At 39.7% G+C, this 25,643-nt stretch carries 21 protein-coding genes, 1 other RNA gene and 3 pseudogenes; 14 read left to right on the forward strand and 11 right to left on the reverse strand.

Features of this window, described 5'->3' with window-relative positions:
* Nucleotides 1-88: 88 nt before the first annotated feature.
* Nucleotides 89-1,006 (forward strand): LysR family transcriptional regulator, encoded by a 918-nt coding sequence (locus tag CMT41_RS04955; RefSeq protein ID WP_058026521.1) that lies wholly within the window; start codon nucleotides 89-91, stop codon nucleotides 1,004-1,006.
* 26 nt (nucleotides 1,007-1,032) lie between these two features.
* Here the strand turns inward: CMT41_RS04955 and CMT41_RS04960 are convergent, their stop codons facing one another.
* Both CMT41_RS04960 and CMT41_RS04965 read right to left on the reverse strand, forming a co-directional pair.
* Nucleotides 1,033-1,710 (reverse strand): DUF2982 domain-containing protein, encoded by a 678-nt coding sequence (locus CMT41_RS04960; protein WP_058026522.1) that lies wholly within the window; start codon nucleotides 1,708-1,710, stop codon nucleotides 1,033-1,035.
* Nucleotides 1,711-1,760: 50 nt separating this feature from the next.
* Nucleotides 1,761-2,198: a DUF4124 domain-containing protein gene (locus CMT41_RS04965; RefSeq protein ID WP_058026523.1), complete on the reverse strand. Its 438-nt coding sequence runs from the start codon at nucleotides 2,196-2,198 to the stop codon at nucleotides 1,761-1,763.
* Nucleotides 2,199-2,344: 146 nt separating this feature from the next.
* Here CMT41_RS04965 and CMT41_RS04970 point away from each other — a divergent pair, with 146 nt between their 5' ends.
* Nucleotides 2,345-3,238: a peptidoglycan DD-metalloendopeptidase family protein gene (locus CMT41_RS04970; protein WP_058026524.1), complete on the forward strand. Its 894-nt coding sequence runs from the start codon at nucleotides 2,345-2,347 to the stop codon at nucleotides 3,236-3,238.
* 14 nt (nucleotides 3,239-3,252) lie between these two features.
* On the opposite strand, the gene ruvX is transcribed toward CMT41_RS04970, so the two are convergent.
* The 5 genes from ruvX to murI all read right to left on the reverse strand — a co-directional run bounded on the left by ruvX (nucleotide 3,253) and on the right by murI (nucleotide 8,485).
* Nucleotides 3,253-3,702, reverse strand: a complete 450-nt coding sequence (gene ruvX, locus CMT41_RS04975; RefSeq protein ID WP_057180081.1) for a Holliday junction resolvase RuvX — start codon at nucleotides 3,700-3,702, stop codon at nucleotides 3,253-3,255.
* A gap of 66 nt (nucleotides 3,703-3,768) precedes the next feature.
* On the reverse strand, nucleotides 3,769-4,389 hold the full coding sequence (locus CMT41_RS04980) for a YqgE/AlgH family protein (protein ID WP_057180346.1): 621 nt from the start codon (nucleotides 4,387-4,389) through the stop codon (nucleotides 3,769-3,771).
* A gap of 84 nt (nucleotides 4,390-4,473) precedes the next feature.
* Nucleotides 4,474-5,448, reverse strand: a complete 975-nt coding sequence (gene gshB, locus CMT41_RS04985; RefSeq protein WP_057180082.1) for a glutathione synthase — start codon at nucleotides 5,446-5,448, stop codon at nucleotides 4,474-4,476.
* A gap of 858 nt (nucleotides 5,449-6,306) precedes the next feature.
* The gene (gene metK, locus CMT41_RS04990) at nucleotides 6,307-7,494 is read right to left on the reverse strand and encodes a methionine adenosyltransferase (RefSeq protein ID WP_058026525.1); all 1,188 of its coding nucleotides are present in this window, start codon (nucleotides 7,492-7,494) and stop codon (nucleotides 6,307-6,309) included.
* A gap of 181 nt (nucleotides 7,495-7,675) precedes the next feature.
* Nucleotides 7,676-8,485: a glutamate racemase gene (gene murI, locus CMT41_RS04995; protein WP_232300017.1), complete on the reverse strand. Its 810-nt coding sequence runs from the start codon at nucleotides 8,483-8,485 to the stop codon at nucleotides 7,676-7,678.
* Nucleotides 8,486-8,728: 243 nt separating this feature from the next.
* Between murI and CMT41_RS05000 the strand changes: the two are divergent.
* Nucleotides 8,729-8,983 (forward strand): annotated as a pseudogene (locus tag CMT41_RS05000) (MFS transporter); the annotation flags it as partial.
* Nucleotides 8,984-9,095: 112 nt separating this feature from the next.
* Here CMT41_RS05000 and CMT41_RS05005 read toward each other — a convergent pair.
* The 4 genes from CMT41_RS05005 to CMT41_RS05015 all read right to left on the reverse strand — a co-directional run bounded on the left by CMT41_RS05005 (nucleotide 9,096) and on the right by CMT41_RS05015 (nucleotide 12,704).
* Nucleotides 9,096-10,691: a sensor domain-containing diguanylate cyclase gene (locus CMT41_RS05005; RefSeq protein WP_058026527.1), complete on the reverse strand. Its 1,596-nt coding sequence runs from the start codon at nucleotides 10,689-10,691 to the stop codon at nucleotides 9,096-9,098.
* Between the two features lie 167 nt (nucleotides 10,692-10,858).
* The gene (locus CMT41_RS05010; RefSeq protein WP_058026528.1) at nucleotides 10,859-11,230 is read right to left on the reverse strand and encodes a thiol-disulfide oxidoreductase DCC family protein; all 372 of its coding nucleotides are present in this window, start codon (nucleotides 11,228-11,230) and stop codon (nucleotides 10,859-10,861) included.
* A gap of 813 nt (nucleotides 11,231-12,043) precedes the next feature.
* Nucleotides 12,044-12,225, reverse strand: a non-coding RNA gene (gene ssrS, locus CMT41_RS18515) — 6S RNA.
* Between the two features lie 170 nt (nucleotides 12,226-12,395).
* Entirely contained in the window at nucleotides 12,396-12,704 is a 309-nt protein-coding gene (locus CMT41_RS05015) for a cell division protein ZapA (protein WP_058026529.1), read from the reverse strand.
* A gap of 202 nt (nucleotides 12,705-12,906) precedes the next feature.
* On the opposite strand from CMT41_RS05015, the gene CMT41_RS05020 reads away from it, so the two are divergent.
* From CMT41_RS05020 to CMT41_RS19885, 11 genes and pseudogenes are all read left to right on the forward strand, one after another.
* Nucleotides 12,907-13,509, forward strand: a complete 603-nt coding sequence (locus tag CMT41_RS05020) for a UPF0149 family protein (protein ID WP_058026530.1) — start codon at nucleotides 12,907-12,909, stop codon at nucleotides 13,507-13,509.
* Nucleotides 13,510-13,555: 46 nt separating this feature from the next.
* Nucleotides 13,556-14,914, forward strand: a complete 1,359-nt coding sequence (gene pepP / locus CMT41_RS05025) for a Xaa-Pro aminopeptidase (protein ID WP_058026531.1) — start codon at nucleotides 13,556-13,558, stop codon at nucleotides 14,912-14,914.
* Nucleotides 14,915-15,174: 260 nt separating this feature from the next.
* Complete coding sequence (gene ubiH, locus CMT41_RS05030) at nucleotides 15,175-16,482, forward strand: 2-octaprenyl-6-methoxyphenyl hydroxylase (RefSeq protein ID WP_058026532.1); 1,308 nt, start codon at nucleotides 15,175-15,177, stop codon at nucleotides 16,480-16,482.
* A 275-nt stretch (nucleotides 16,483-16,757) separates the two neighbouring features.
* A complete protein-coding gene (locus tag CMT41_RS05035; RefSeq protein ID WP_057180091.1) occupies nucleotides 16,758-18,053 on the forward strand; it encodes a UbiH/UbiF/VisC/COQ6 family ubiquinone biosynthesis hydroxylase in 1,296 nt (431 codons plus the stop codon).
* Nucleotides 18,054-18,329: 276 nt separating this feature from the next.
* The gene (gcvT, locus tag CMT41_RS05040) at nucleotides 18,330-19,418 is read left to right on the forward strand and encodes a glycine cleavage system aminomethyltransferase GcvT (protein ID WP_058026533.1); all 1,089 of its coding nucleotides are present in this window, start codon (nucleotides 18,330-18,332) and stop codon (nucleotides 19,416-19,418) included.
* Between the two features lie 257 nt (nucleotides 19,419-19,675).
* The gene (gene gcvH, locus CMT41_RS05045; protein WP_058026534.1) at nucleotides 19,676-20,065 is read left to right on the forward strand and encodes a glycine cleavage system protein GcvH; all 390 of its coding nucleotides are present in this window, start codon (nucleotides 19,676-19,678) and stop codon (nucleotides 20,063-20,065) included.
* A 501-nt stretch (nucleotides 20,066-20,566) separates the two neighbouring features.
* Nucleotides 20,567-23,461 carry an aminomethyl-transferring glycine dehydrogenase gene (gene gcvP, locus CMT41_RS05050; protein ID WP_058026535.1) on the forward strand — a complete coding sequence of 965 codons (2,895 nt, stop codon included), beginning with the start codon at nucleotides 20,567-20,569 and terminating at the stop codon, nucleotides 23,459-23,461.
* A 115-nt stretch (nucleotides 23,462-23,576) separates the two neighbouring features.
* Entirely contained in the window at nucleotides 23,577-24,815 is a 1,239-nt protein-coding gene (locus tag CMT41_RS05055) for a DUF3644 domain-containing protein (RefSeq protein WP_058026536.1), read from the forward strand.
* Nucleotides 24,816-25,185: 370 nt separating this feature from the next.
* Nucleotides 25,186-25,281: pseudogene (locus CMT41_RS19880) on the forward strand (Mobile element protein); the annotation flags it as partial.
* Between the two features lie 84 nt (nucleotides 25,282-25,365).
* Nucleotides 25,366-25,506, forward strand: a pseudogene (locus CMT41_RS19460) (transposase); the annotation flags it as partial.
* Nucleotides 25,500-25,628, forward strand: a complete 129-nt coding sequence (locus CMT41_RS19885) for a helix-turn-helix domain-containing protein (RefSeq protein WP_083494213.1) — start codon at nucleotides 25,500-25,502, stop codon at nucleotides 25,626-25,628. The pseudogene CMT41_RS19460 and the gene CMT41_RS19885, both read left to right, overlap by 7 nt.
* Nucleotides 25,629-25,643: the final 15 nt, after the last annotated feature.

Raw genomic sequence — 25,643 nt, forward strand, 5'->3', positions numbered from 1 at the left:
AACCCTTTGGTTTAGTCTTAAGATGTGAGTAGTATACAGCTATAACCAAACGTAATTAATACCTTTAAATGATAAAAACTATTTCCATATGACTCATAATCACGATTCCAAGCTATTTGACGGCATGGTTATCTTTACCCAAGTCGTTGACTGTGGCAGTTTTTCTGGCGCAGCGATAGCGACCGGGCACTCAAACTCCTACATTAGTAAAACACTCAATAAACTTGAAACACGTGTGGGTGTACGGTTATTAAATCGCACTACTCGCTCTATCAGTTTGACCCCAGAAGGACAAGTTTACTATGAGCAATGTCAGCAGTTGGTCTTTGATGCTCATGATGCGGTGTCTTTATTAAAGCAAAGTCATATTGAACCTAAAGGTGTACTTAAAGTGAGTTGTCCAACTTCCTTTGCCCAAAGCCATTTACAAGAGGTGGTGTCAGCGTTTATGCACCAATACCCGCAAGTAAATCTGGAATTAGACTTAAATGATCGACATGTTGATCTAGTTCAAGATGGCTTTGACTTAGTCATTAGAGCAACAGAGCAGTTGGCTGAATCAAGTTTAGTTTGCCGTAAAATATATAGCTGTAAAGGCTATACCGTGGCATCACACGATTACCTTAAACGCTTTGGTGTGCCTACAACAGTAGCGCAACTCAGTGAACACCAGTGCATTTGTTATAGTAATTTAAAACAGGCTAATAAATGGAGCTATAGCCATAACAATGGCACACATAGCCAAGTTGAAGTGAAAGCTAAGTTATTATGCAACAGCGCTAGTATGGAGTTGGCCATGGTACTTGCAGGTCATGGTATTTGCCGCTTACCTGAATTTGTTATGGAAAAAGCCCTGCAACAGCAACAATTAGTTATCTTACTTAACGATTATATTCCTCCAACTATTGATGTTTATGCTATTTACCCCAGTAGAAAACACTTATCACCTAAAGTACGTTGTTTTATTGATTTACTGGTTGAAAAAATGCCTAAGGTTGCGCTTTAATTGATTAGCCATAAGTAAAGTATTGCTCAGCTATATTCAACTGATGATTGCATGCACTGTTTTAGTAAAGTACAAAACTCATTAAGCTCACGGTCAAGGGCTGTTTCAGGCAGAAATAAATGGTAACCAAAGGCCTGATGTAACACGGCACTGTGGTGAAGAAATGCGGCTAAGGGGCCGATCAGTGACTCTCCTGAAGATAATTGAAAAGGCTCGAAATTAAGCTGACTTTGCTCCAGGCTAATTAACTGTTGTTGAATAGCAAAGGCTAATAAGGGCCTTTGTTCATGAATCAGGCGATTGGCTAAGCGCGGCGAAATTTGCTTGGCCAGAGTCGATAAATGTTTTAGACGAATACCAATATAGGGTAATTGTACTTGTATAAAACCTAAGCTTTCATTCATTAAAGCAATGCGCTGTATCTGTTGCCAGTTAACTTGCCAGTGGCCATAGCTATGTTGATATCTTATGCCTTGAGGATTAAGGCATAAACTATATTTTGGTTGCAGGTACTTAGCTAATCCCGTGATAAAAATGACCAATGAGGTAAGGTAGATAAAAATCAATACCAGCTGATATTGTCGCCAATAGCCTTGGCTAAATACTAAGATCATAATAAATAGCATGAGCGCTGTTAACATTAAAAACATGGCATGGTGATTACTTTGCGCTTTAATCTTTATAACAGGTAATTTACTTGTCATTAGCCACACCTCTCACACCTAGGGGCTTACCTGAGAAAAATTATTTTAAGTTACCGACAGGTTTTCTTAATGGTCTTATTGAGTTTTTTCTTTTGAGCTGTTAGTTGCGCTTCACTTTTAAAGCTACGCTGACCATCAGGTGACATCATATAGATTCGACCGCCTTGATTAATGATTGCTAGCTGGCTTTTTAGTTGCTTGCAATAGCCTTTATTTTTTTTAGCTAACGTGGCCTCTTTTTGTGCTCGTTCAGCTTTCGCTTGCTTAGTCTTATTATAGTCTTGTTGCCACTGACTGTCTTTGCTGACTACATCAGCAATATTATGATTTTCTTTGGGCGTTACAGTGGTGACTTTTTCACCATCTATGGGCTTATCACTGAAGTGAACTTTGCCGTATTTATCGGTCCAAGTATAAATTTCAGCGCTTAAATTAAATGATAAAGTGCTGGCTGCTAGTAGTAAAATCGTGCCTAATAGTTTCAACATATTGATAAAATCCTTTTTAATGCTCTTTAAATCGTTATGTAAAAGCAGGAGTTCTCATTCAATATGAACCATAACATAGCTTAATCAGTATATGGCAGTTTGCAGTGAATAGTTTTATCACTTAAGGAAAACAAGGACGGTTAACAATGAAGATTTTATTGGTATTAATGTTACTTGTTGCTGGTCTTAATATGGGCCAAGCAGGGCAAATGTATAAATACCAAGATGCTAAAGGCAATTGGGTTTTCAGTGATAAGCCGCCAGAAAAAGAACAAAGCTTTGAAACGCTAAGCTATACTCAAGCCAAAAAACCAAGCAGTAAAATTGAGCTCTATTATGTGAAGAATAGTGAAGGTTTTACCCTCCATGGCAAAAATAATTTTTATAGCGCAATTGAAATCGGCTTTACCTCACCCGTGACCAAAAAAGAGATTCGAAAAGTGATCCCCGCACGCGATAGTATTGCTTTATGTCACAGTGATAAAAATACTAGCAAGGTACAGTATCGTTGGGCACTGGGTGACCCCAGCAGTGTGGCTGATAATTACCCATACCATGCGCCTTTTTTTTCACCTAAGGGGCATAGGATCAGCCAAGCCTTTAATGGCAACTTTTCTCATACCGATGATTATAATAAATATGCAGTAGATATCGTTATGGATGTGGGTACTTACTTAACTGCTGTGCGAGCAGGCACAGTCGTTTGGGTGAAAGATGATTATCATATGAGTGGCACTACTCGCTACTTCCGCGATAAAGCTAATGTCATTAAAGTGTTGCATGATGATGGTACTTTTTCATCGTATGCACATATCTTGATGGCTACTGCTTTGGTTAAGGAGGGAGATAAAGTGGCCGTTGGCGATAGGCTGGCACGTTCAGGGTCGTCAGGTTTTTCTACCGGCCCACATCTACATTTTTCTATTATTAAAAATTCTGGGTTAAAAAATATTGCCATACCCTTTAAATTTATTGATAAAAAGGGCAGAGCATTTACCCCCAAAAGAGCAATGATTATGGTCGGAGCCAGTAAACCCTAATGTGCTCTTTGCCATTAGTCGCCATATTGTTGTGCAAAATAACTTTCAATAATAAGTCGGGCCGACTCAGCATCAATATTATCCTTTTTAAGGTTCTTAAAGCCACCACGAGCAAATAGCTGCTCTTTAGCATCGGCGGTGGTTAAGCGCTCATCTTGAAATTCCACGTTTATACCAAAACGGCCCTGGATTCGCTTGCCGAATTTTTTAGCATCGAGAGTCAATTGCTGCTCACTACCATCCATATTAAGGGGTAAACCAACGACAATAACGTCAGGCTGCCACTCTGTCAGGTATTTAGCTAAATTGTGCCAATGTGGCATACCGTCGGTCGCTTTTATAGAGCCAAGAGGCGTGGCACTACCGGTCATTTCTTGGCCGACGGCAACGCCAATATATTTTTTACCAAAATCGAAGCCGATAACGGTACGTTGGCCAATAGGCGCTTTAGTTTTAGTCGACATTCTTTTCCTTGGTGCAATCAGTCATTAAGGGAGCCATAGTTCAGGTCAAAGTATTTATGCGAAGAATTAAGCGTGGCCAATATCTGAGGATAAGTGAGCGAGATCGATTCCCAGTATTTCAGTGGCTTTTTTCCAACGTTGCTCGATAGGGGTATTAAAAAGAATTTCGCTATCAGCAGGCGCGGTTAACCACGAGTTGGCTTGCAGCTCTTGTTCAAGTTGACCGGGTCCCCAACTAGCATAACCAAGTGTTACCATAAATTGCTCTGGTTCTTTTTCAGTGCCCAAAGCCATAAGGATATCTTTTGAGGTGGTGATCATTAACTCTTTACTCAAGGTCAATGAACTATTCCAACCCGTTTGTGAGCTATGTAAAACAAAACCACGGTGTTGAGCAAGGGGGCCACCTGAGAGTACTAATTGCTTTAAGCTATTCTTGCTATCAGTTACCGCCGTGGTCTCAGTACTATCACTGTTATCAGGCAAGTCACAACTGTCGTTTTTGGCCGCTTCTACTGGCTCTATTTGCTTAAGTAAATCCGCTACGGTGATATTTACCGGCAAGTTGATGATCAAGCCCATAGCACCAGCTTTATTGTGTTCACAAATGTAAGTTACAGTCTTCTGAAAATAGGGATCAGCAAGGGTGGGCATGGCAATCAATAATTGATTTTCTAAACTCATCATTGATGGCGACTCACCTTGCTCCTGCGAACGGGTTAATTTTATTTTTAATGCTGTTTTTTGTCGTTTTTCCATGCAGTTTAGCTCTTATTTATTGATGTTATCTTCAATGGCATCCATTAACTTGCCGCTAATATTTATTGGATAAGCCGCTTCAATTTCACGAATACACGTTGGGCTAGTCACATTAATTTCCGTGATTTTATCACCAATAACATCAAGGCCAACAAATAATAAACCACGTCTTTTCAATTCAGGGGCAATGGCATCAGCAATAGCCTTGTCGCTAACACTTAATGGTTGAGCAACGCCACGTCCGCCTACAGCCAAATTACCACGAGTTTCACCTTTAGCCGGTATACGCGCTAAACAATAAGGCATAGGCTCGCCATTAACAATAAGAATACGCTTATCACCGTCGGCAATGGCTGGCAAAAACTCTTGGACCATGGCATATTGCTCGCCATGGTTGGTTAAGGTTTCGATAATGACGCCAATATTCACGTCATCAGCTTTTATGCGGAATATTGACGCACCACCCATGCCATCAAGGGGTTTAATAATGATGTCTTTTTGTGTTTGGTGAAATTCGCGAATTTTTTTACTGCTACGCGTGACTAACGTTTTAGGGGTATAATCACTAAACCACGCGGTAAATAGTTTTTCATTACAGTCACGTAAACTTTGTGGTTTATTGACAATAAGTGTGCCTTCAACTTCAGCTCGTTCTAGCATGTAGGTTGCATAAATAAATTCAGTATCAAACGGTGGATCCTTTCGCATTAATACTACATCTAATTCACTTACCGCGATATCTTGAGGGTCAGACAATTCATACCAATGTTCACTATCATCAAAGACTTTTATTCTGTGTGTCGTCGCTCGACATTGACCTTGTTCAAGGTATAAATCTTTCATTTCCATGTAGTACAGTTCATAACCACGTTTTTGGGCTTCAAACATCATCGCCATGGTTGAATCTTTGGCCACTTTCACTTGTGATATAGGGTCCATAACCACGCCAAGTTTAATTGCTTGAGATTTTTTTTGTGTTGTTGTCATTATCTTTCCTGTTCAGTGTTAATGTTAACCTTGCCTTTATCCGTCATTATTGCAGTCTCTGCGCTAGAGTTTATGCTAAGCACTCATAGCGGTTAAAACTCATTGCTTTAAATATCAGTAGCCAATGAAAATATTTGGGCTATAACGGTAACAACGCTTCATACCCAAGCCAGCTGAATATGTGTCTTGCACAAGCCCGGTAGGGCTAATTTATAATTGCCTTTATATTACGTTATTGATTTCGATAAGGGAACAACCCTTATACCTCATCAACAATGACCACATGGATCCGACCGCTTTGCTCACCGGCACTAATGATAATTTTTTGCCATTGTTGATGCAATATAAAATATGGGCGCTTAGGTTAAAAAACAATGTAATATTGAATAAAATTACTTATCCTCTCGTTTTCATTTCATTTCATTTCATTTGATAGCAGCTAACTTGTAGCTAACTTGAACTCTGCTCTCTGACAAAAAAATACTGAAGTCAGCACAAAAGCTGCCAGTGAATTTCACTGGTTAGTTCAGTTCAGTTCAGCTACGTGACGGTAACATCATAAGTTTACTTGATATTTTTGCCGGCACACCAGCGATTGGCAATGACTACCAAGTAAATATTGCCAATCGCTGGGTGCTAAAGGTACTAAGGTGTTATTTAAAGCTGGGCTTAGGTAAAAATTAGGTGCTGCTAGCTAGTCTTTATGACTAAAACATAAACAAAAAAGCCGCTACACCTAAAGGTATACCGGCTTTTTTATGTACAGTAGCTAACGGAGACAGGATGTCTAGGGGTCAGCACAATACATAATTTCTATTTACTCACTCGCAGAAAATAGTATCTTGGAGCTAACTGACGTTATAAACCCGCAGCTTTGCGTAAATCGTCCGCTTTATCGGTTTTTTCCCAGCTAAAGGCGGTGAACGTATCATCACCGACAGTCATTTCATAGGGTTCACGACCAAAGTGACCGTATGCCGCCGTTTGCTGATACATAGGATGCAATAAATCTAACATCTTAGTAATGCCGTATGGACGTAAGTCAAAGTGCTCACGGACTAGCTCGACCAATTTTTCTTCAGATATTTTACCGGTACCAAAAGTATCGATTGAAATAGATGTCGGCTCGGCAACACCAATAGCATAAGAAATTTGAATCTCACAGCGTTCGGCAATGCCAGCGGCAACAATGTTTTTAGCGACATAACGACCTGCATAAGCAGCACTGCGATCAACTTTTGATGGATCTTTACCTGAGAAAGCGCCACCACCGTGACGTGCCATGCCGCCATAAGTATCAACAATAATCTTACGACCGGTTAAACCACAATCACCTACTGGGCCGCCAATAACAAAACGACCTGTTGGATTGATATGGTATTTGGTTTCAGGTGTAAGTAACTCAGCAGGTAATACGTGCTTGATGATATTTTCCATAACCGCACTTACTAAATCTTCTTGCTTAATGTCAGGATTATGCTGGGTAGAAAGTACCACGGTATCAATAGCGATTGGTTTATTATCTTCGTAGATAAACGTCACTTGAGATTTAGCGTCTGGACGTAACCAAGGTAAAATACCCGATTTACGTGCTTCAGCTTGGCGCTCAACTAAACGATGTGCATAGTATATGGGCGCAGGCATTAAGGTTGAGGTTTCATTGGTTGCATAACCAAACATTAAACCTTGGTCACCAGCACCTTGATCTTCTGGCTTACTACGATCAACACCTTGCGCTATTTCAGGTGATTGCTGACCAATCAAATTCATGATGCCACAGGTTGCGCCATCAAAACCAACATCTGACGAGGTATAGCCTATTTCACTAATGACATTACGGGTTATTTTTTCTAAATCAACCCAAGCATTAGTCGATACTTCACCCGATATAATAGCAACACCGGTTTTTACCATAGTCTCACACGCCACACGGGCATATTTATCTTTGGCAATAATGGCATCTAAAACCGCATCAGAGATTTGATCGGCAATTTTATCAGGATGGCCTTCAGAAACAGACTCGGAAGTAAAAAGGTGTCTAGACATAAGTCCTCAGAAAAATTTGAGTTATACAAAATAATGCGGCGATTCTACACCTGTTGAAAACAACTATCTAGCTTTTTTTACGCCTAGACGGCTAAACGGCTAAAATTATTTAAAATATTATTGCCCACTGTTAATTATTCTGTTTTTTTTGCTTATAGGTAAACCCTTATTCGGGTAATTTTTATTCCTTCAATGGCTGTAAAGTCAATGGTGCTTGCCATAGTTGGCTGAATATTTGTTCTTGCTCTTTAGTCGCCAGTGAGCTAAAAAATTGAGTCTGCCCTTGCTGTGTTTTACCGGCAGTTAAATTATTTTCAGCCAATTTCTTCATTAACTGCTGGGTAACAGGAGCGGCAGTTTCAATAATGTTAACTTGCTGACCGGCAATAACGCTTATTTGTTGTTGTATAAAAGGGTAGTGGGTACAACCCAAAACTAGGGTATCAATACCTTGCTTAACTAAGGGCTCAATATATTGTCTTAATAAGGCATTACAGGCGGGACTGTGCTGCTGGCCTTGCTCAATAAATTCGACCAATCCAGGGCAGGGTTGAATGAAAATTTGCGCACCATTATGGTGCCGGTCAATCAAGTCTTTAAAACGTTGGTTTTCACTGGTCGCTTGAGTCGCTAATATGGCAATTTTTTTACTGATACTTTGCTTTGCTGCCGGTTTAATTGCGGGCTCAACACCAATAATAGGGATATTTACTTGTGCTCTGAGTTGCTCAATGGCATTAACGGTAGCGGTATTACAGGCAATGACTAGGGCTTTAACGCCCTTAGCAAGGAGTAATTTTGCCATGGTATTAACGCGTTGGATAATAAAATCGACCGACTTCTCGCCATAAGGGGCATGGCGGCTATCGGCAATATAAATAATATTTTCATGGGGCAGTTGCTGAGCTATACACTTGGCAATGGAAAGTCCACCGACACCCGAATCAAATACGCCAATCGCGGCTGAGTTGTCAGTTGTTGTTTGCTTCATTTATTACTTGCTCTTACTGCTTGGCTATTTGAATTAGTTGCTTGATTACGTTTTTTGCCTAGTGATGCTCTGTACTCAACTACATAAATTAGCTTGTTCTAGGCAAATTGTATTGCTTTTATCAGCAAAAAAGCAATACAATTAATTATGTAAGGTTTTTTGTTTATATAATCAGTGGTAGTCTTTACTCAAAGCTTACTAATGTAGTTCTGAATTGAAAATTAATTTAATGGAATGGCTATTATGTCAAATATCGTCTCGGTAAAGCGCTTTAAACAATTCCCGAAACTAATGTGGATCTTGTTATTTGGTTCATTTATTACCCGTGGTAGTTATTACATGGTCTGGCCATTTCTAGCGGTCATTCTTTATGAAAAATTTACTTTATCTGCCACACACGTTGGTCTCATTCTCTCCAGTGCTGCAGTTATTGCTGTCTTGGTGAGTTTTGTTGGTAGTGCGTTAACTCTGATAGTGATGTATCTTTATAGCATTTTAGATAAAATGCCTCGACCAGATTTTGTTAAACTTGCTAAGCTGAATGAACAGGTTTTTTGAAGGAATATCCTACAACGAGAATTTCATACAAAATTTGCATGTTAAAGTAAGGTTAATCTGTGGTTATCGCTCTATTTCGCCCTTGCTCTTTCGCTTGATAGAGCGCTTGATCGGCCAGTTCAAACAGTGGCATATATTGCGTTTGCCCAGAAATAACAAAAGCATGAATACCTATGCTGATAGTGACAATATCAGTTATATCTGAATCCTGATGTGATATTTTTAAGTCTGCTATTATGTTGACTAAATTATTAGCAACTGCCTGTGCCGATTTTTTATCGGTGTTTTTTAACACCACAACGAATTCTTCCCCGCCGTAACGAGCAACAAAATCGGTGTCCTCATGTAAGTTTTTACGTAATGTTTGTGCAATGGCATAAAGGGTTTTATCGCCCTGAGCGTGGCCATAGCAGTCGTTGTACTTTTTGAAATAATCCACATCAACAACCAAGATTGCCACATCTAAACCTAAAGGGCTCACCTGCAATAGTTTTTTCATAGTAGTATCAAATGCTCGACGGTTAGGGATCTTGGTTAAACTATCGGTCTGACTGATATGTTGTAAACGGACATTATGAGAGATTAACTGCTGTTCATTAGATTCTACCCCATCTAAAAGTCGGTCAATTAAATTAAATAGGGTGCCTAGCTCATCCTTTCTTTTGCTGGCAAACCGTATTGAATGGTCATTGTCTTTGATAATAGCGGTGACCAAATTGTCAGCTTGTAATATAGGTCGAATGATAAAGTAATGAAAAAAGATAAATAACACCCCGAGTGTTAACAACAGAAGCGTTGAAGAAACAATTGTTGCATGATTTAACCAGCTGGTGGCAAACTGCCTTATCGGCGCTTGATAAGTAAACTTAATCGCGCCGTTATTTGTGATAAGCGGGATAATGTCAAATATTTCATCTTTTTTCGTTCGGTAAGAGTTCTTTATAAATGAATTTTTCGACGTTAATTTTACTGTGTTTTTTAGATTTGGTTGAATAACTTCAATAGTAAACTTAATGCCTGCTCTTTGTTGCAAGTCAGTTAAAACTTGCTCATCAAAAAACCGCCAAAATAGCATGGTGCCATTTGCATTACCGGTTAAGTTTGCCTTGAAAATACTGGTGGCGGCAAATAAAATGAGTTTATCGTCAAGCAAGGTAAAACCGACCCGAGAAACCGGTTTATTATTGTTTTTAATAATTAATTCTTCGGATATTAAAATGTGTTTTTTAACAAATGTCGAAGGTTGGTCAAAAGGGGGGAATGTTAGTGGACTCCAATCAGTGATATTCCATGCTTGCTGCCATATCGTTACTGTTTGCTTATCATAAATATGGATACCATTGATGCCTAAACTTTTATAGGTATCAAGCACAAAATTACTTTCTGTAAATTGGCTGTTCTTATTATCCACATAATGATAAGTATCATCCCAAACCGCATTATCATAATTTATCACCCCATACTCTCTACTCTTTGAAGTAAAAGCCATTTTAATACGGCTAATATCTTTTTCATCTGATAAAGCTTCTAATGCATAAAGTTGTGGTAGTTGAATAAGGTTAAGATCGCCCACTTTGATAAAAATGACAAAGATAATCAGAAATAAATAAAAGATGATAAGTTTAGTTTTTAATGAGTTTATGAACAAAACTATTACCTCATATTTAGCGGTTCAATACTCGCTGCCAGCAGAACTGTTACTATAAATAACCATAGTGGTAGTTTATAAAAATAGCTAAATTTAGCGGAATGAACTTAGTGTGCTGAGTTCAAAAAAGCGTAATTGAATAATTGCTTTCTATAGGGAGATTTTGATTACATTCTACCTTGTGATTTTAGTCGCTTTGTCACTCTTTGGTGATAAATTCTGGCGATAAAAGGCCTAATTATTGGCAAAGATATAAAAAAAGCTAAAGGCTTTAATAGCCATACTCGAGACATTAAAACAATGTAGGCATCTAGTTCTGATAACACTTCACCATTGGCAAGTTGGATATGCAGCTCGGTCAGTGCTTTAACTGGGACAATACCTAAGGTTTTTAAATACTCATCTTGGCCCGTGATATCTAGCCATTTTACCTGCTCACCACCTTGGCCAGCAAAGTGTTGATAAAAGCGTTGATCTCTAATGCATTGCGGGCAAGCACCATCGAAAAATACGGTAATACACTGTTGCTTATTAGTCATAACAAGCTCACTACTTTGGCGGTTCTAGGTACTATTATTGTAGCATTGTTGTTTGCTTGGCGTTAAAGGGAGAGGGAACCAACATACTGTTTTGATATCTTTAGAAATGGGATAGTCGCTAAGGTAATCGTTTAAGGGAAAGAGTAGAGACAGTACGGAAATATTGTTGATATTCTTTATTCGAAGGGCGATATATATAAATTGGGGATAAATCTGCAAGTAGATATAGTCGCTTCCAAGGTGCCGCAGGGAACTTAGTCTTGATTACCGTGTGCTCTTTTCTTTAGGTAAGAGTAGAGGGCGCGGAAATATGGTTGCTATATGATTGTTCTGACAAGAGAAGAGGGTGCTTCCAAGGTGCCGCAGGGAACTTAGTCTTGATTACCGTGTGCTCTTTTCTTTAGGTAAGAGTAGAGGGCGCGGAAATATGGTTGCTATATGATTGTTCTGACAAGAGAAGAGGGTGCTTCCAAGGTGCCGCAGCTAACTTAGTCTTGATTACCGTGTGCTCTTTTCTTTAGGTAAGAGTAGAGGGCGCGGAAATATTGTTGATATATGATTGTTCAAAAAAGAGAGGAGGGTGCTTCCAAGGTGCCGCAGGGAATTTAGTCCTGAACACAGTGTGATCTTTTCTTTAGGTAAGAGTAGAGGGTGCGGAAATATTGTTGATATATGATTGTTCTGAAAAGAGAAGAGGGTGCTTCCAAGGTGCCGCAGGGAATTTAGTCCTGAACACAGTGTGATCTTTTCTTTAGGTAAGAGTAGAGGGTGCGGAAATATTGTTGCTATATGATTGTTCTGAAAAGAGAGGAGGGTGCTTCCAAGGTGCCGCAGCTAACTTTAGTCCTGAACACCGTGTGTTCAGGGCGGAAGTATCATGCTAACCGTAGGCTTCCCGATACGAGCCGGGCTTGCACAATAGCTAATAGTCAATTTCCTAAGGTAAAACTTATCGGCTCAGGGACATAGTTCGCACACAAACACCCCAGAAGACAAAACCAGTATAGCGAAAAAGAAATCATCCAATAAGCTTTTTTTTATAATTTTTAGCTGAGTGTCGAGTAATTATTCGTTTTGTTTTATTTTTAGGCTTTAATTGTGGTAAAAGGAGTTACCGGTTTAAATAATAAAGGAATAGTGCTAAAAAAGAGTAAGTGATTAATTATCAAGCGATTTTTTTATTGTGTGGAGCAATGGCTTGTTCTATGGTTGCTTGCAATAAAGCGATTTTATTTTGATTTTCTTGTTGCTCTACCTTTAATTGCTGTTGAGTTTTCAATAAATCATTGGCTAAATTTAACGCGGTCATTAATAACTTCTGCTCAGGTGAGCAGATCGTTTTGAGCTCACCCGCTTTGATTAAACGGTTAGTTAATTCTTGCGCCGCAGATAATAAGGCGGTTTCTTGCCCTATTGGACAAGCGACTTTCAGCTTGCGCTCAACAATGTTGATTTCTACCGTTCGTTGCGCCATTTACAAGAAATTCCAAGAGTTATTAATAATATAGCCATAAGTGGACTGTTTTTAAGCTATTATTTTTATAATAACGATGCTAAGCCAGCTATGCAAGCATTTAGCGACTATTATCGGATTTTTCTGTTATTTTCCTTTTCTGTCATTTTCCCCAGTGATACCATTACTGACCATAACTCCCCGTAATTATAGAAAGTAAATCATGACCCAAGCAAACTCAAATAACGATGCCAACAATAACTTAATGGATTTTCCCAGTATACAAGCCATTTTAACTAGCGAAGATGTAAGATCACATGCCAGTGAAATTCATGGTGTATTAACTGGCTTAGTTTGTGCCGGTTTTGAATTTGAAAATCAAGGCTATATGGTTATGCTTAATGATTTATTTAATGACGGTGATAGTTTTCCAAAAGCCGTTAAAATAGCACTTAAGCAAATGTATAGTGAATTGTGGACTAGCATATTAGATGACACCTATAGCTTTAATTTATTATTACCTGATGACGATGATAGTATGGCCGAACGTGGTCATGCCTTGAGTATGTGGGTACAAGGCTTTAATTTAGGTTTTGGTTTAGAGCAAAAAGATACTCCGGTTGTTTCTGCTGAAGTTAAAGAAGTACTGACAGATTTTAGTGAAATTGCTAACTTATCTGATGAAATGGACGAAGATGAAGATACTGAACAAGCGTATTTTGAAATAAGTGAGTATGTACGAATTTCTGCCTTATTATGTTTTAGCGAGTTAGCGACACCACCAAATCAAGAAAGTAACGGCACTAAGAAAAAAATAATTCACTAATTTTTCATGACCGTTAGCACAACAATAAATAGGCGCGAGTAATTACATGAGCACTTCACCGTTAAGTAAACCAGCCCTTAGCCAGTTACCTTTGACTGACTTTGCTAAGCATCGTGCCGCATTGATGGCGAAAATGCCACATAACTCTATCGCTTTATTTCCTGCGGCCAGTGAACTTACGCGCAGTAACGATACCGAATATGCTTTTTGCCAAAATAAAAATTTTTTATACCTAAGCGGTTTTAATGAGCCCGATGGCTTATTAGTTTTGCTTAAAGATGAACAGGGTAAAGCCGAGTCTATTTTATTTTCATTAGCGAAAGACCCTTTACATGAAATTTGGCAAGGGCGAAGGATTGGCCAAGTCAAAGCGGTGCAAGACTATGGTGTTGATGAAAGTTTTGTCGTCGCTGAAATTGATAACCTATTACCTGATTATCTTGATGGCAAAAGCCAAGTGCTTTTTGGTTTTAGTGATCATAACTTTGCTGCGCAAGTGTTTACTTGGTTAAAGCAAGTAAAGAGCAGTATTCGTCAAGGGGCCAAAACGCCACAGCATTTAACCGATACTGACCCTATTATTGCTGAGCTACGTTTAATTAAAAGCGATAATGAATTGGCCTTAATGCGCCAAGCCAATCATATTTCAGGGTTAGCACATCAACGCGCCATGCAAAAATGCCAAGTGGGTAAGTTTGAATATCAACTTGAAGCGGAAATCCTCCATGAATTTGCTCGCCATGGTGCTAGGCATCCAGCCTATGCCTGTATTGTAGCGGGCGGTGATAACGCTAATATTCTTCATTACACCGATAACAACGCGGTATTAAAAAATAATGAGTTATTACTGATTGATGCTGGCGCCGAATTAGCCGGTTATGCTGCCGATATTACCCGAACTTTCCCGGTGAATGGTAAATTTACCACGGAGCAAAAAGCCATCTATCAACTGGTACTTGATGCCAAAAATCTGGCGATTAACGCCATTAAACCTGGTATGTCTTTTGCCAAGTTAAATGAATTAACCAACGCTTTTTTAACACAAGGCTTAGTCGACTTAGGCATACTTACCGGTGAATTAACCGAGCTTATTAGTGATAAGAAAGTAAAAGAGTACTTTATTCATGGCCTTGGTCATTGGTTAGGTTTAGATGTTCATGATGTTGGTGACTATCATATCAATAGCGATAGAGAGCAGCTGCGTTTATTTGAACCGGGTATGGTGATGACCATTGAACCGGGAATTTATATCCCCCTTAGTGATTTAGCTGTGGCAGAAAAGTGGCGTGGCATAGGTGTGCGTATTGAAGATAATATTGCCGTGACAGCACAGGGCTTTGAGAATTTAACGGCTAACTCACCACAAACCATTGAAGATATTGAAGACTTGATGATAAAAACGTGAAAGTAACGGCTTGATTGTTGAATTAACGCTAGCCTGCCTATAGCAAGCCAGTGCTAGCAGAAGTTAAGTAACTACATCTTGTATATTTTGTTCTTAACAACCGTAAGTTGTTGTTTTTACTTAACCATCAAGCACTCATTATCCAGAGTTCAGGTTAGTTAAGCTTAAACAGGCAGCTACTAAAACTGGTCATCTAACTTAAACAATGATGCGGGCAACAAAACATTAATACTCATTCTGATAAAACTAAGATTAACGCGATGGAACACAGTAACCAACATTTTGATGTCATTATCTCAGGCGGTGGCTTATCGGGTAGTTTAATGGCGTTAAGTTTAAGTAAATTAAGCAAAACTGATGGCAGTTTTTTAACCATTGCCATCGTTGAAACCCAGACTTTTAAACAAACTAGCTCAGCAGATGACCATGCCTTATTTGATGCCCGCGTATTAGCACTGTCTCACGGTAGCGCTAACTATCTCGCTAAGTTAGGCGTCTGGCAATACCTGAAAGATGATGCCTGTGCGATTACCGATATTGATATTTCTGACAGAGGGCACTTTGCTAAAGCAAGGTTAACCGCCAAGGACCATGGTGTAAATGCCTTAGGTTATGTCATAGATATGGCGCTTATTGGTAAAGCGCAATTAAAAGCCTTAAGTCAAAACACTAATATAAATAATAATATCCACTGGTTTAATCCAGACTCAATAGCGGATATCGACTGGCAAGGCCAAGGTCTAGACAAAGACCAATCACAACAGCAAAACGATAGCGACACTGATAAGACGAAAATCAAGGTTACCCTCAACTCAGGTAAAGTCTTATCCGCACAGCTATTACTGGGCTGTGACGGCGTACATTCACCAGTTAGAAAACTTGCCAATATCGAGGTTACTTGTGCTGATTATCAGCAAGTTGCTTTAATTGCCAATGTCTCAACCAGCAAAGCCCATCAGCAAAAAGCCTTTGAACGTTTTACTGAATTTGGCCCTATTGCCATGTTGCCGCTCAAGTCAGTAAACTCGAGCTCATCAACGGATGGCGAGTCACGTTGTTCGCTGGTTTGGACCATGACACCAGAGCAAGCCGAAGAAATTAACAAGCTCTCTGATGATGCTTTTAAAGTTGCCCTAGAGCGCGCTTTTGGTAGTTATCTTGGCGCGATCACGCATGTCGGAAAACGTGATACTTACCCCTTGGTATTATTGCAAGCACAGCAGCAAAGCTATCATCGTATGGCATTGGTGGGTAATTCGGCCCATACTATCCATCCTATTGCCGGCCAAGGCTTTAATTTAGGCTTGCGTGATGTTGAGGTTATGGCTGAATTAGTGACTAAGGCCGTGGCAGCAGGGCAAGATATTGGACGTTTTTCCTTATTATATAGTTATCAACTGAATAGGACGAAAGATCAACGCGAAGTGATTCAATTAACGGATTCACTGGTGACCTTATTTGCTAATGATCTACCACCACTGGTGCTTGGCCGCAATATCGGCTTACAGGCGCTTAATTTTATTGCACCGCTTAAAAATGCCTTAGTTAAGAAAACTATGGGTTATTAGATATAGGGTTATTAGGCCTGAGGAAATGAGTGTAGCCACATTAATTTGACCAGACATAGATAAAACACTGGCTCCGCGAACCGACACTTTGGGGATGACGGCTATGTATGATATTAGCTGTGGGTGTTGAGTACCGTAAATAAGATAAACAACTGGCTCCGCGATCAGACATTTCGGGGAGGACGGCTGATGAAATCTCACTAGTATTATTGTCACTCTCGTGGATACTTGGTGAAAGTCGATGTGCCATTACTTGAATTTAACCAGAGAAAAACATGCAAAAATTTGATGTACTAATTGTCGGTGCTGGCATGGTGGGTTTAACCCTAGCATTAGCGCTACGCCAAGCAAGCCAGTTAAAAATTGCTTTGGTAGATAGCTCAGCCGTAACTGAGCTTGATGAAAGTATCGATGTTAGAGTCAGCGCCATTAATGTTGCCAGCAAAAATATCTTTACTAACCTAGGCGTATGGTCTGCCATTGAACATAGCCGCGTGCAAGATTATCAACATATGCATATTTGGGATAAAGCCGGCCTAGGTAAGTTAGATTTTTCCGCAAAAGACAGTACCAGCTGGCCACCTGAAGATAACCTAGGTTGGATCATTGAAAATAAAGTTATTCGCCATGCGTTATGGCAACAAGCCGAGCTTGATGAAGGCATTCACTTTTTTACCGACAATACATTAGCTAGCATCAGTCATGGGGATAGTGAAGTTTTTGCTACTTTTGTTCATGACAATGCTGATGAAAGTGCTACTAAGCCAACGCCGCCTATTATTGCTAAATTGGTTGTTGGTGCGGATGGCGCCAATTCCTGGGTACGTCGACAAATGGCTATGGCGATGATCTTTAAAGATTACGACCACCACGCCATTATTGCCACAGTTGAATGTCCTCAAGGTCATCAAAACACCGCTTGGCAAGTATTTCTACCGACTGGGCCATTAGCCTTTTTACCGCTAAAGTCAGGGCAATCTTCAGCACCATTAGCTGGGAAGTTATGCTCTATTGTTTATTCTACCTCACCGGATGAAGCTAAACGTTTAACCGCGCTTGATGCCAGTGAGTTTGCTAAAGAATTAACGGCAGCCAGTGATGGTAAATTAGGTGATATTAAATTAGTCAGCGAGCGCTTCACTTACCCCTTAACCATGCGTTTAGCACAAGATTTTGTTAAAGACCGCGTAGTGCTTATTGGCGATGCGGCTCATACCATACATCCACTTGCTGGCCAGGGCGTTAATTTAGGTTTACTTGATGCTGCCGCTTTAGCACAAACCTTAACGGCCAAGCTTAGTGAGTATGATGAAAGTTATGCGGAATTTGTTAATGTCGCCGACCTTAAAGCATTTTCCCGCTGGCGTAAAAGTGAAGCAAGTGAAATGATTGCGGCCATGGCTGCCATTAAACAAGCCTTTGCCCCGCAGCCATCGCCAGTTAAATTACTGCGCGGTATCGCCATGAATATTCTTAATAACTTTGCGCCAGCTAAAAATCACTTGATTGCCCAAGCGTTAGGTATCAAGGCCGATCTGCCCGAGCTTGCCTATCAAAAAGACACACTGTAGTGCTACTAATCACCCGGCAATAGCCGCCGCTATAATAAATAGTAAATATAAGCAGTTAAAAATAAAAGCCAATAAATTTATTGGCTTTTATTTGTTCTGTGGCTAGAACATCAAGATAATGTTGCGATATATTCCATAATACGCTTAATTTTGAAATATAATTCCGATATTACATGGAACACGGGTTTATATTTTAAAACTGTAGCTTTTACTGTTGAATCAACGGTAAGTGCCAGCTATAATTAAGCAACTTTGTCAATTCTTAGAGTGGAACACATGACTAATAAAACAGTATTACATGCAAAGCATTTAGCTTCAGGCGCAAAAATGGTTGATTTTTATGGCTGGGAAATGCCAATTAACTATGGCTCTCAAATTGAAGAGCATCATGCGGTAAGAAAAAGTGCCGGTATGTTTGATGTTTCACACATGACCATTGTTGACGTGCAAGGCACAGATGCAAAAGCTTTTTTACGTCGTTTAGTGATTAACGATGTTGCTAAGTTAACAATCCCAGGAAAAGCGTTATACACAGGTATGTTAAATGAAGCTGGTGGTGTGATTGATGATTTGATCATTTACTTCTTCTCCGACACTAACTACCGCTTAGTTGTTAACTCGGCAACACGTGAAAAAGATCTTGCTTGGATGACTAAGCAAGCAACTGGTTTTGATATTACTATTACTGAGCGTCCTGAGTTTGGCATGATTGCCGTACAGGGCCCAGAAGCTATCGCTAAAGTCGGTACTTTACTTTCTGCTGAAGAAAGTGCTGCCGTTGAAGGCATGAAGCCATTTTTTGGTGTACAAGTAGGTGATTTATTTATCGCCACTACCGGTTATACCGGTGAACTTGGTTACGAAATTATCCTTCCGGAAAGTGCTACAGAAGATTTCTGGCAAAAATTATTAGACGCTGGCGTAGCGCCATGTGGCTTAGGTGCCCGTGATACTTTACGTTTAGAAGCCGGCATGAACCTTTACGGTTTAGATATGGACGAAAGCGTTTCGCCTATCGCAGCTAACATGGCCTGGACCATAAGCTGGGAACCAACAGACCGTGATTTTATCGGTCGTGAGGTATTAACTGCACAAAAAGCTGCCGGTGACCAACCTAAGTTGGTTGGTTTAGTATTGGAAGAGAAGGGCGTTTTGCGTACCGCGCAAAAGGTTATTACTGAAGCTGGCGAAGGCATCATCACTTCAGGTACTTTCTCACCGACACTAGGTCACAGTGTTGCTTTAGCGCGTGTACCTCGCAGCGTAAAAGTAGGTGATGTGGTTGAAGTTGAAATGCGTAAGAAATTAGTTAAAGTTACTGTGACAAAACCAAGCTTTGTTCGTAACGGCAAAAAAGTATTCTAATTCGTCCGTCATACTAGTAACCGCAGTTTTATTGTCGGCATTGACATAGCGCATAACTTAGTAAATTTAATTAAACTAGGCTCAGCGCTACGAAATTTGACAGCTTCACTGTGATTACTATTATTTAGGATGCGTTAACTAGTACATAAATATTATTATCTAGCGGTTTTTGTGCTATATAAATTACAGAAATTTAATCTACTTTCTAATTAAGTAGTGAATCAATTTACTAATAAAGTGAAATAGGAAAAATAAAAATGAGCAACATTCCTTCAGAATTAAAATATGCAACATCTCACGAGTGGGTTCGTCTTGAAAGTGACGGTACTGCTACTATCGGTATTACTGAACACGCACAAGACCTTTTAGGTGACATGGTATTTGTTGAATTACCAGATGTTGATGATTCAATTAGTGTTGGCGATGATGTTGCCGTAGCAGAATCAGTAAAAGCTGCTTCAGATATATACTCACCTGTTTCAGGCACCGTTATTGCAATCAACGAAGAACTAGAAGATGCTCCAGAGTTACTTAACTCGGATGCTTTTGGTGGCGGTTGGTTATTTAAAGTGAAACTTGACGATGCAAGTGAGTTAGACAACTTACTTGATGCGGAAGGCTACAAAAACTCTATCGACGAAGACTAGTTTTCGGTCACATTCAGCATTTATGCTGCGTTGCCTTTGTTATTCGTTGCCATCGCTTAGTGTACTAAGCTCAGTAAACTCATAACTTCAGCGCCTTGCCTAACAGCTGACTGTTTACGAAAAATTTTTAGCGTCGTTAATCAAGTTTAGTCGGCATTGTCTACACCGCTCACTCCAATCACTTAGTAAACTAAGCTCATGGAGTTCGCGGCTTGACGGCTTTGCTTAAACATTGATTATCTTAGCTAAAATAGATTGAAGCCTCTAACCTATGTTTGAGGCTTTCTTTTATGCTAAAAGCATAAAAGAAAATAGTATTGTTACACCAAGCGTTAATAACGTCATGCTCGAAGTGTTTAATAATGTCATCCTCGAAGTGTTTAATCGAGGAGCCAGTATTAATTTCTTTGGCTTCCCGCCTAAGTAAAATGGGAATGACCAAGTTAGCTTGCTAATATTTTTTAAATTTACGTAATTTACCTACATTTAAGTGAAACTGTTATGACCTCACAATCGCCTATTAACTCATTAGCTGAGTTAGAGCAAACTCAAGATTTTATTCGTCGCCATATTGGTCCTGATGAAGCACAAACCCAAGCCATGTTAAATGACATTGGCGCAGAATCTGTTGATGCGTTAATTGACGAAATCGTACCAAGTGACATCCGTCTTGCCGACTTGCCAAATATTGAAGAAAGCAAAACTGAAGTACAAGCACTGGCTGATTTAAAAGCGGTTGCTAGCTTAAACAAGATTAACGACACTTATATTGGTTTAGGTTATTACGGTACCTTAACGCCAAACGTTATTTTACGTAACGTATTAGAAAATCCAGGTTGGTATACTGCGTATACGCCGTATCAACCAGAAATTGCTCAAGGTCGTTTAGAGTCATTATTAAACTACCAACAAATGTGTATCGACTTGACTGGTTTAGACCTAGCGTCTGCTTCATTATTAGATGAAGGCACTGCCGCTGCCGAAGCCATGGCACTAGCCAAACGTGTTTCTAAAAACAAAAAATCAAACCTGTTCTTTATCTCTGAAGATATTTTCCCACAAACCATCGACGTTGTTAAACAACGGGCAGAAATGTTTGGTTTTGACATTATCATCGCTCCGGCCAATGAAGCTGCTGATCATGATATTTTTGGTGCCCTAATTCAATACCCAGGCGCTTCAGGTGAAGTAACTGATATTAGCGAGCTAATTGCTAAAATTCATCAGAAAAAAGCCATTGTTGCGGTTGCTGCCGATATCATGAGCTTGGTACTGTTGAAGTCACCAGGTGAGTTAGGCGCTGATGCCGTTATTGGTTCAAGCCAACGTTTTGGTGTGCCAATGGGTTACGGTGGTCCTCACGCGGCATTCTTCACTACCAGTGAAAAATACAAACGTTCTTTACCAGGCAGAATTATTGGTGTATCAAGAGATACCCGTGGTAATCCAGCACTGCGTATGGCAATGCAAACGCGCGAGCAACATATTCGCCGTGAAAAAGCCAACTCAAACATTTGTACCGCACAAGTATTGTTAGCCAACATGGCAGCGTTCTACGCGGTTTATCACGGACCTCAAGGTTTAAAAACCATTGCTAACCGTATTCACCGTTTAACCGATATTTTATCTTTAGGTACTGCGTCTAAAGGGCTAACAGCAGTTCACGCGAACTACTTTGATACCCTTACTTTTAATGTAGACAATAAAACTGAAATCATCGCTCGTGCTGTTGCGGCAGACTTAAACTTACGTACTGATGTTGATGGCCAAATTGCTGTTTCTTTAGATGAAACCACTACCCGTGACAAGGTAGCGACATTATTTGATGTCTTATTAGGTGCAGGTCATGGTTTAGACGTTGCGGCTCTTGATGAGAAAATCGTTGCCAGTGGTCATTCTTCTATTCCTGCATCACTAGTACGTGAGTCTAAAATATTAACGCACCCAGTATTTAACTCGTACCACAGCGAAACAGAAATGCTTCGTTATATTAAAAGATTAGAGAATAAAGATTTAGCCTTGAACCACTCAATGATCTCTTTAGGTTCTTGTACGATGAAGTTAAATGCCACCGCACAGATGATCCCAGTATCATGGCCTGAATTTGCTAACATGCATCCGTTTGCACCAGCTGATCAAGTGGTTGGTTACAAGAAAATGATCGACCAACTAGGTGACTGGTTAGTTGAGTTAACGGGTTACGACAACATTTCAATGCAACCGAACTCAGGTGCTCAAGGTGAGTACGCTGGTTTAATCGCTATTGTTAAATACCACGAAAGCCGTGGTGATGCACATCGTAACATCTGTTTAATTCCTTCATCAGCACACGGTACTAACCCAGCGTCAGCGCAAATGGTTGGTATGAAAGTTGTGGTGGTAAATTGTGATAAAGAAGGCAACGTTGATATGGCCGACTTAACCGCAAAAGCTGAAGAGTTACGCGATAACCTTTCTTGTATCATGATCACCTATCCGTCGACTCATGGTATTTACGAAACAACGATTGCTGAAATCTGTAACATCATTCATGATAACGGCGGTCAAGTTTACCTTGATGGCGCGAACATGAACGCACAAGTAGGCTTAACATCACCGGGTTCAATCGGCGCTGATGTTTCACATCTTAACTTACACAAAACTTTCGCTATTCCACACGGCGGCGGTGGTCCAGGTATGGGTCCTATCGGTGTTAAGTCACACCTAGCACCATTCCTTCCTGATCATGCCTTAGTGAATATCACCGAAGGCAATAAAGGCAATGGCGCGGTATCAGCAGCACCCTTTGGTAGTGCCGGTATCTTATGTATTACTTACCTATACATTGCCATGTTAGGTAAAAAAGGTGTTACTGACGCCACTAAATACGCTATCACTAACGCTAACTACTTAGCGACTAAACTTAGCCAACATTACCCAATTTTATACACTGGGCCTAATGGCCGCGTAGCGCACGAATGTATTATCGACTTACGCCCTATTAAAGCAGAGTGTGGTATTACTGAAGTAGATATCGCCAAGCGCTTAATGGATTACGGTTTCCATGCACCCACCATGTCGTTCCCAGTAGCGGGTACGTTTATGATTGAGCCTACGGAGTCTGAGTCTAAAGTTGAGCTGGACCGTTTCATCGAAGCCATGGTGTGTATTCGTGATGAAGTACGTAAAGTTGCCTCAGGTGAGTGGAGCAGCGACGATAACCCACTACACAATGCACCGCATACATTAGCGGATATTACCGATACTTGGGATCGTGCTTACACCATTAAAGAAGCGGTATTCCCAGTACCAGCGGCAGCGAAAGATAAGTTCTGGCCAACAGTTAACAGAATTGATGATGTTTATGGTGACAGAAACTTAATATGTTCATGTCCTCCGGTAGAAAGTTATAAATAGTAATAACTAGTTGATATAGAATAATATAAAGCGAGCTTCGGCTCGCTTTTTTTGTTTTATAAGGTTATGTTGGTTCTACTATATCTAAACAGCGCAATCAATAAGGGGCAATGGAATGGTCAGGAAAAACAATCAAATAGAATTAGCGGAAGTTTTAAGAGAATTTGAAACGAACGGTATAATATTTTCAACCGATATGGTTTCTGATCGAACTAGTTATCCTAAGAATACTATAAGTAAATATTTTAATGAAAAGCTTATAGGTAAGTGCGTTTTTCAAAGTACAGGAAGAAATAAATATACAGCTGAAGGCGTACTTGAATTATCAAATGAACAATTTCTAGATGTTTTAAGGCAATCGGCAAAGCCCAAGTTAATTACTCTAGAAAAAAGGTTACATGATAAGTTAATCGAACGAAGTCTTGATGGATTTACTTTAGCTTTAGAGGTATATAACCGACCAAGCCTCAAGAATCGAGTTGAAGCTTTTACTATTATGATGGTTAATGCTTGGGAGCTGCTATTAAAAGCTGAGTTGCTTATAAGTGATGGATATTCGACCATTTTTTATAGTAAAGAGCGAAGTATCTCTTTAAGTGATGCTCTAAAGAAGCGAATAGAAGAAAATGATCCAGTTAGAAAGAATATAGAGAAGTTAATTGAGCTTCGAGACCAAGCTATTCATCTTCTTATACCTGAACTTCAACCTCAGTTATCGCGGTTATTTCAAGCTACAGTGCTAAATTATCAAACACGTTACCGAAATGAAATGGGGAATGCACCTCTTTCCGGACAAAGTGTAGGTATGCTTAGTTTAGTGATTGATGGTCCTGAAACTGAGATAGCTGTAATTCAAAAGCAATACGGTGAACTTACCGCTGAAGTAGTAGACAGGTTTATGAAATCGTTCACCTCATCATCAAAAGAATGTGACTCAAATGAATTTTCAATTCCTATAGATTATAGGCTTGCATTAGTTAAACGAAAAGACAAAAGTGATGTATCACTGACAGTTGGAGAAGAAGGAAATAAGGCAGTTATTATTCATAAAACTGTAGATTTAGACATATCCCACCCTTTTCACACTAAGGAAGCTATTATTTTAATAAACGAAAATCAAAATTTAGTTAACATTAAAACGGGCGCGTTTCAGGCTGTACTACATAAGCATAAGGTGAAAGTGAGAAAGAAGTCTGACTTACACTATGATATAGATGGCAGACCTCGATACTCTCAAAAATTTATAGATTGGTTTGTTAAAAGCCTTAGCCAACCAAATTGGTTAAAACTTTCCAAAGCTAGTTATCAGTATTTTTTAATAAATAATCGTAACAATAAAAAGGCTACTGGTTAGTTCATCGCTATTTTGTCGCGGTGGCGACGGCACCCAAGGCTTAACTTAATCTGCCACCCATAATAACTTGTACATATTTCCATCAATAAAATAGGCTTAATTTACCTTCATTAAGTCTGGTGATTATTATGCCTAAGCCTCGCTCGCAACAGATCAGTTTGTTAGATACACCGCAAAACTTAATCTGCCACCCATAATAACTTGTACATATTTTCATCAACAAACTAGGCTTAATTTACCTTCATTAAGTCTGGTGATTATTATGCCTAAGCCTCGCTCGGAAAAACTTAATCTGCCACCCATAATAACTTGTACATATTTCCACCAATAAACTAGGCTTAATTTATCTTCATTAAGTCTGGTGATTATTATGCCTAAGCCTCGCTCGCAACAGATCAGTTTGTTAGATACACCGTATTATCATATTTGCAGCCGTACGGTACGAAAGGCTTTTTTGTGTGGGGAATTTAATCTGCCACCCATAATAACTTGTATATATTTCCATCAATAAAATAGGCTTAATTTACCTTCATTAAGTCTGGTGATTATTATGCCTAAGCCTCCCTCGCAACAGATCAGTTTGTTAGATACACCGTATTATCATATTTGCAGTCGCACGGTGAGAAAAGCGTTTTTGTGCGGTGTTGATAAAGAGTCAGGCATTAGTTATGAGCACTATTTATTATGGCTGGCAGAGTGAAATCCACCAGAAGTACATTGGCAAAGATAGAGTCCAATTGTCGGCAAGTTACAGATATAGAGTTGAAGAAGATAGCCGCAGTATTGAACGTATCTGTTGCTGATTTATTTTAAGGAAGTGCATGGTTA

The sequence above is a fragment of the Colwellia sp. MT41 genome (assembly GCF_001444365.1).
GTDB lineage: Bacteria > Pseudomonadota > Gammaproteobacteria > Enterobacterales > Alteromonadaceae > Colwellia > Colwellia marinimaniae.

Bases quoted from the DNA above. Each gene is read 5' to 3' on its own strand.
- CMT41_RS04955 (WP_058026521.1), top strand. From the start codon at position 89: ATGACTCATAATCACGATTCCAAGCTATTTGACGGCATGGTTATCTTT.
- CMT41_RS04960 (WP_058026522.1), bottom strand. From the start codon at position 1,710: ATGACAAGTAAATTACCTGTTATAAAGATTAAAGCGCAAAGTAATCAC.
- CMT41_RS04965 (WP_058026523.1), bottom strand. From the start codon at position 2,198: ATGTTGAAACTATTAGGCACGATTTTACTACTAGCAGCCAGCACTTTA.
- CMT41_RS04970 (WP_058026524.1), top strand. From the start codon at position 2,345: ATGAAGATTTTATTGGTATTAATGTTACTTGTTGCTGGTCTTAATATG.
- ruvX (WP_057180081.1), bottom strand. From the start codon at position 3,702: ATGTCGACTAAAACTAAAGCGCCTATTGGCCAACGTACCGTTATCGGC.
- CMT41_RS04980 (WP_057180346.1), bottom strand. From the start codon at position 4,389: ATGATGAGTTTAGAAAATCAATTATTGATTGCCATGCCCACCCTTGCT.
- gshB (WP_057180082.1), bottom strand. From the start codon at position 5,448: ATGACAACAACACAAAAAAAATCTCAAGCAATTAAACTTGGCGTGGTT.
- metK (WP_058026525.1), bottom strand. From the start codon at position 7,494: ATGTCTAGACACCTTTTTACTTCCGAGTCTGTTTCTGAAGGCCATCCT.
- murI (WP_232300017.1), bottom strand. From the start codon at position 8,485: ATGAAGCAAACAACAACTGACAACTCAGCCGCGATTGGCGTATTTGAT.
- CMT41_RS05010 (WP_058026528.1), bottom strand. From the start codon at position 11,230: ATGACTAATAAGCAACAGTGTATTACCGTATTTTTCGATGGTGCTTGC.
- CMT41_RS05015 (WP_058026529.1), bottom strand. From the start codon at position 12,704: ATGGCGCAACGAACGGTAGAAATCAACATTGTTGAGCGCAAGCTGAAA.
- CMT41_RS05020 (WP_058026530.1), top strand. From the start codon at position 12,907: ATGACCCAAGCAAACTCAAATAACGATGCCAACAATAACTTAATGGAT.
- pepP (WP_058026531.1), top strand. From the start codon at position 13,556: ATGAGCACTTCACCGTTAAGTAAACCAGCCCTTAGCCAGTTACCTTTG.
- ubiH (WP_058026532.1), top strand. From the start codon at position 15,175: ATGGAACACAGTAACCAACATTTTGATGTCATTATCTCAGGCGGTGGC.
- CMT41_RS05035 (WP_057180091.1), top strand. From the start codon at position 16,758: ATGCAAAAATTTGATGTACTAATTGTCGGTGCTGGCATGGTGGGTTTA.
- gcvT (WP_058026533.1), top strand. From the start codon at position 18,330: ATGACTAATAAAACAGTATTACATGCAAAGCATTTAGCTTCAGGCGCA.
- gcvH (WP_058026534.1), top strand. From the start codon at position 19,676: ATGAGCAACATTCCTTCAGAATTAAAATATGCAACATCTCACGAGTGG.
- gcvP (WP_058026535.1), top strand. From the start codon at position 20,567: ATGACCTCACAATCGCCTATTAACTCATTAGCTGAGTTAGAGCAAACT.
- CMT41_RS05055 (WP_058026536.1), top strand. From the start codon at position 23,577: ATGGTCAGGAAAAACAATCAAATAGAATTAGCGGAAGTTTTAAGAGAA.
- CMT41_RS19885 (WP_083494213.1), top strand. From the start codon at position 25,500: ATGGCTGGCAGAGTGAAATCCACCAGAAGTACATTGGCAAAGATAGAG.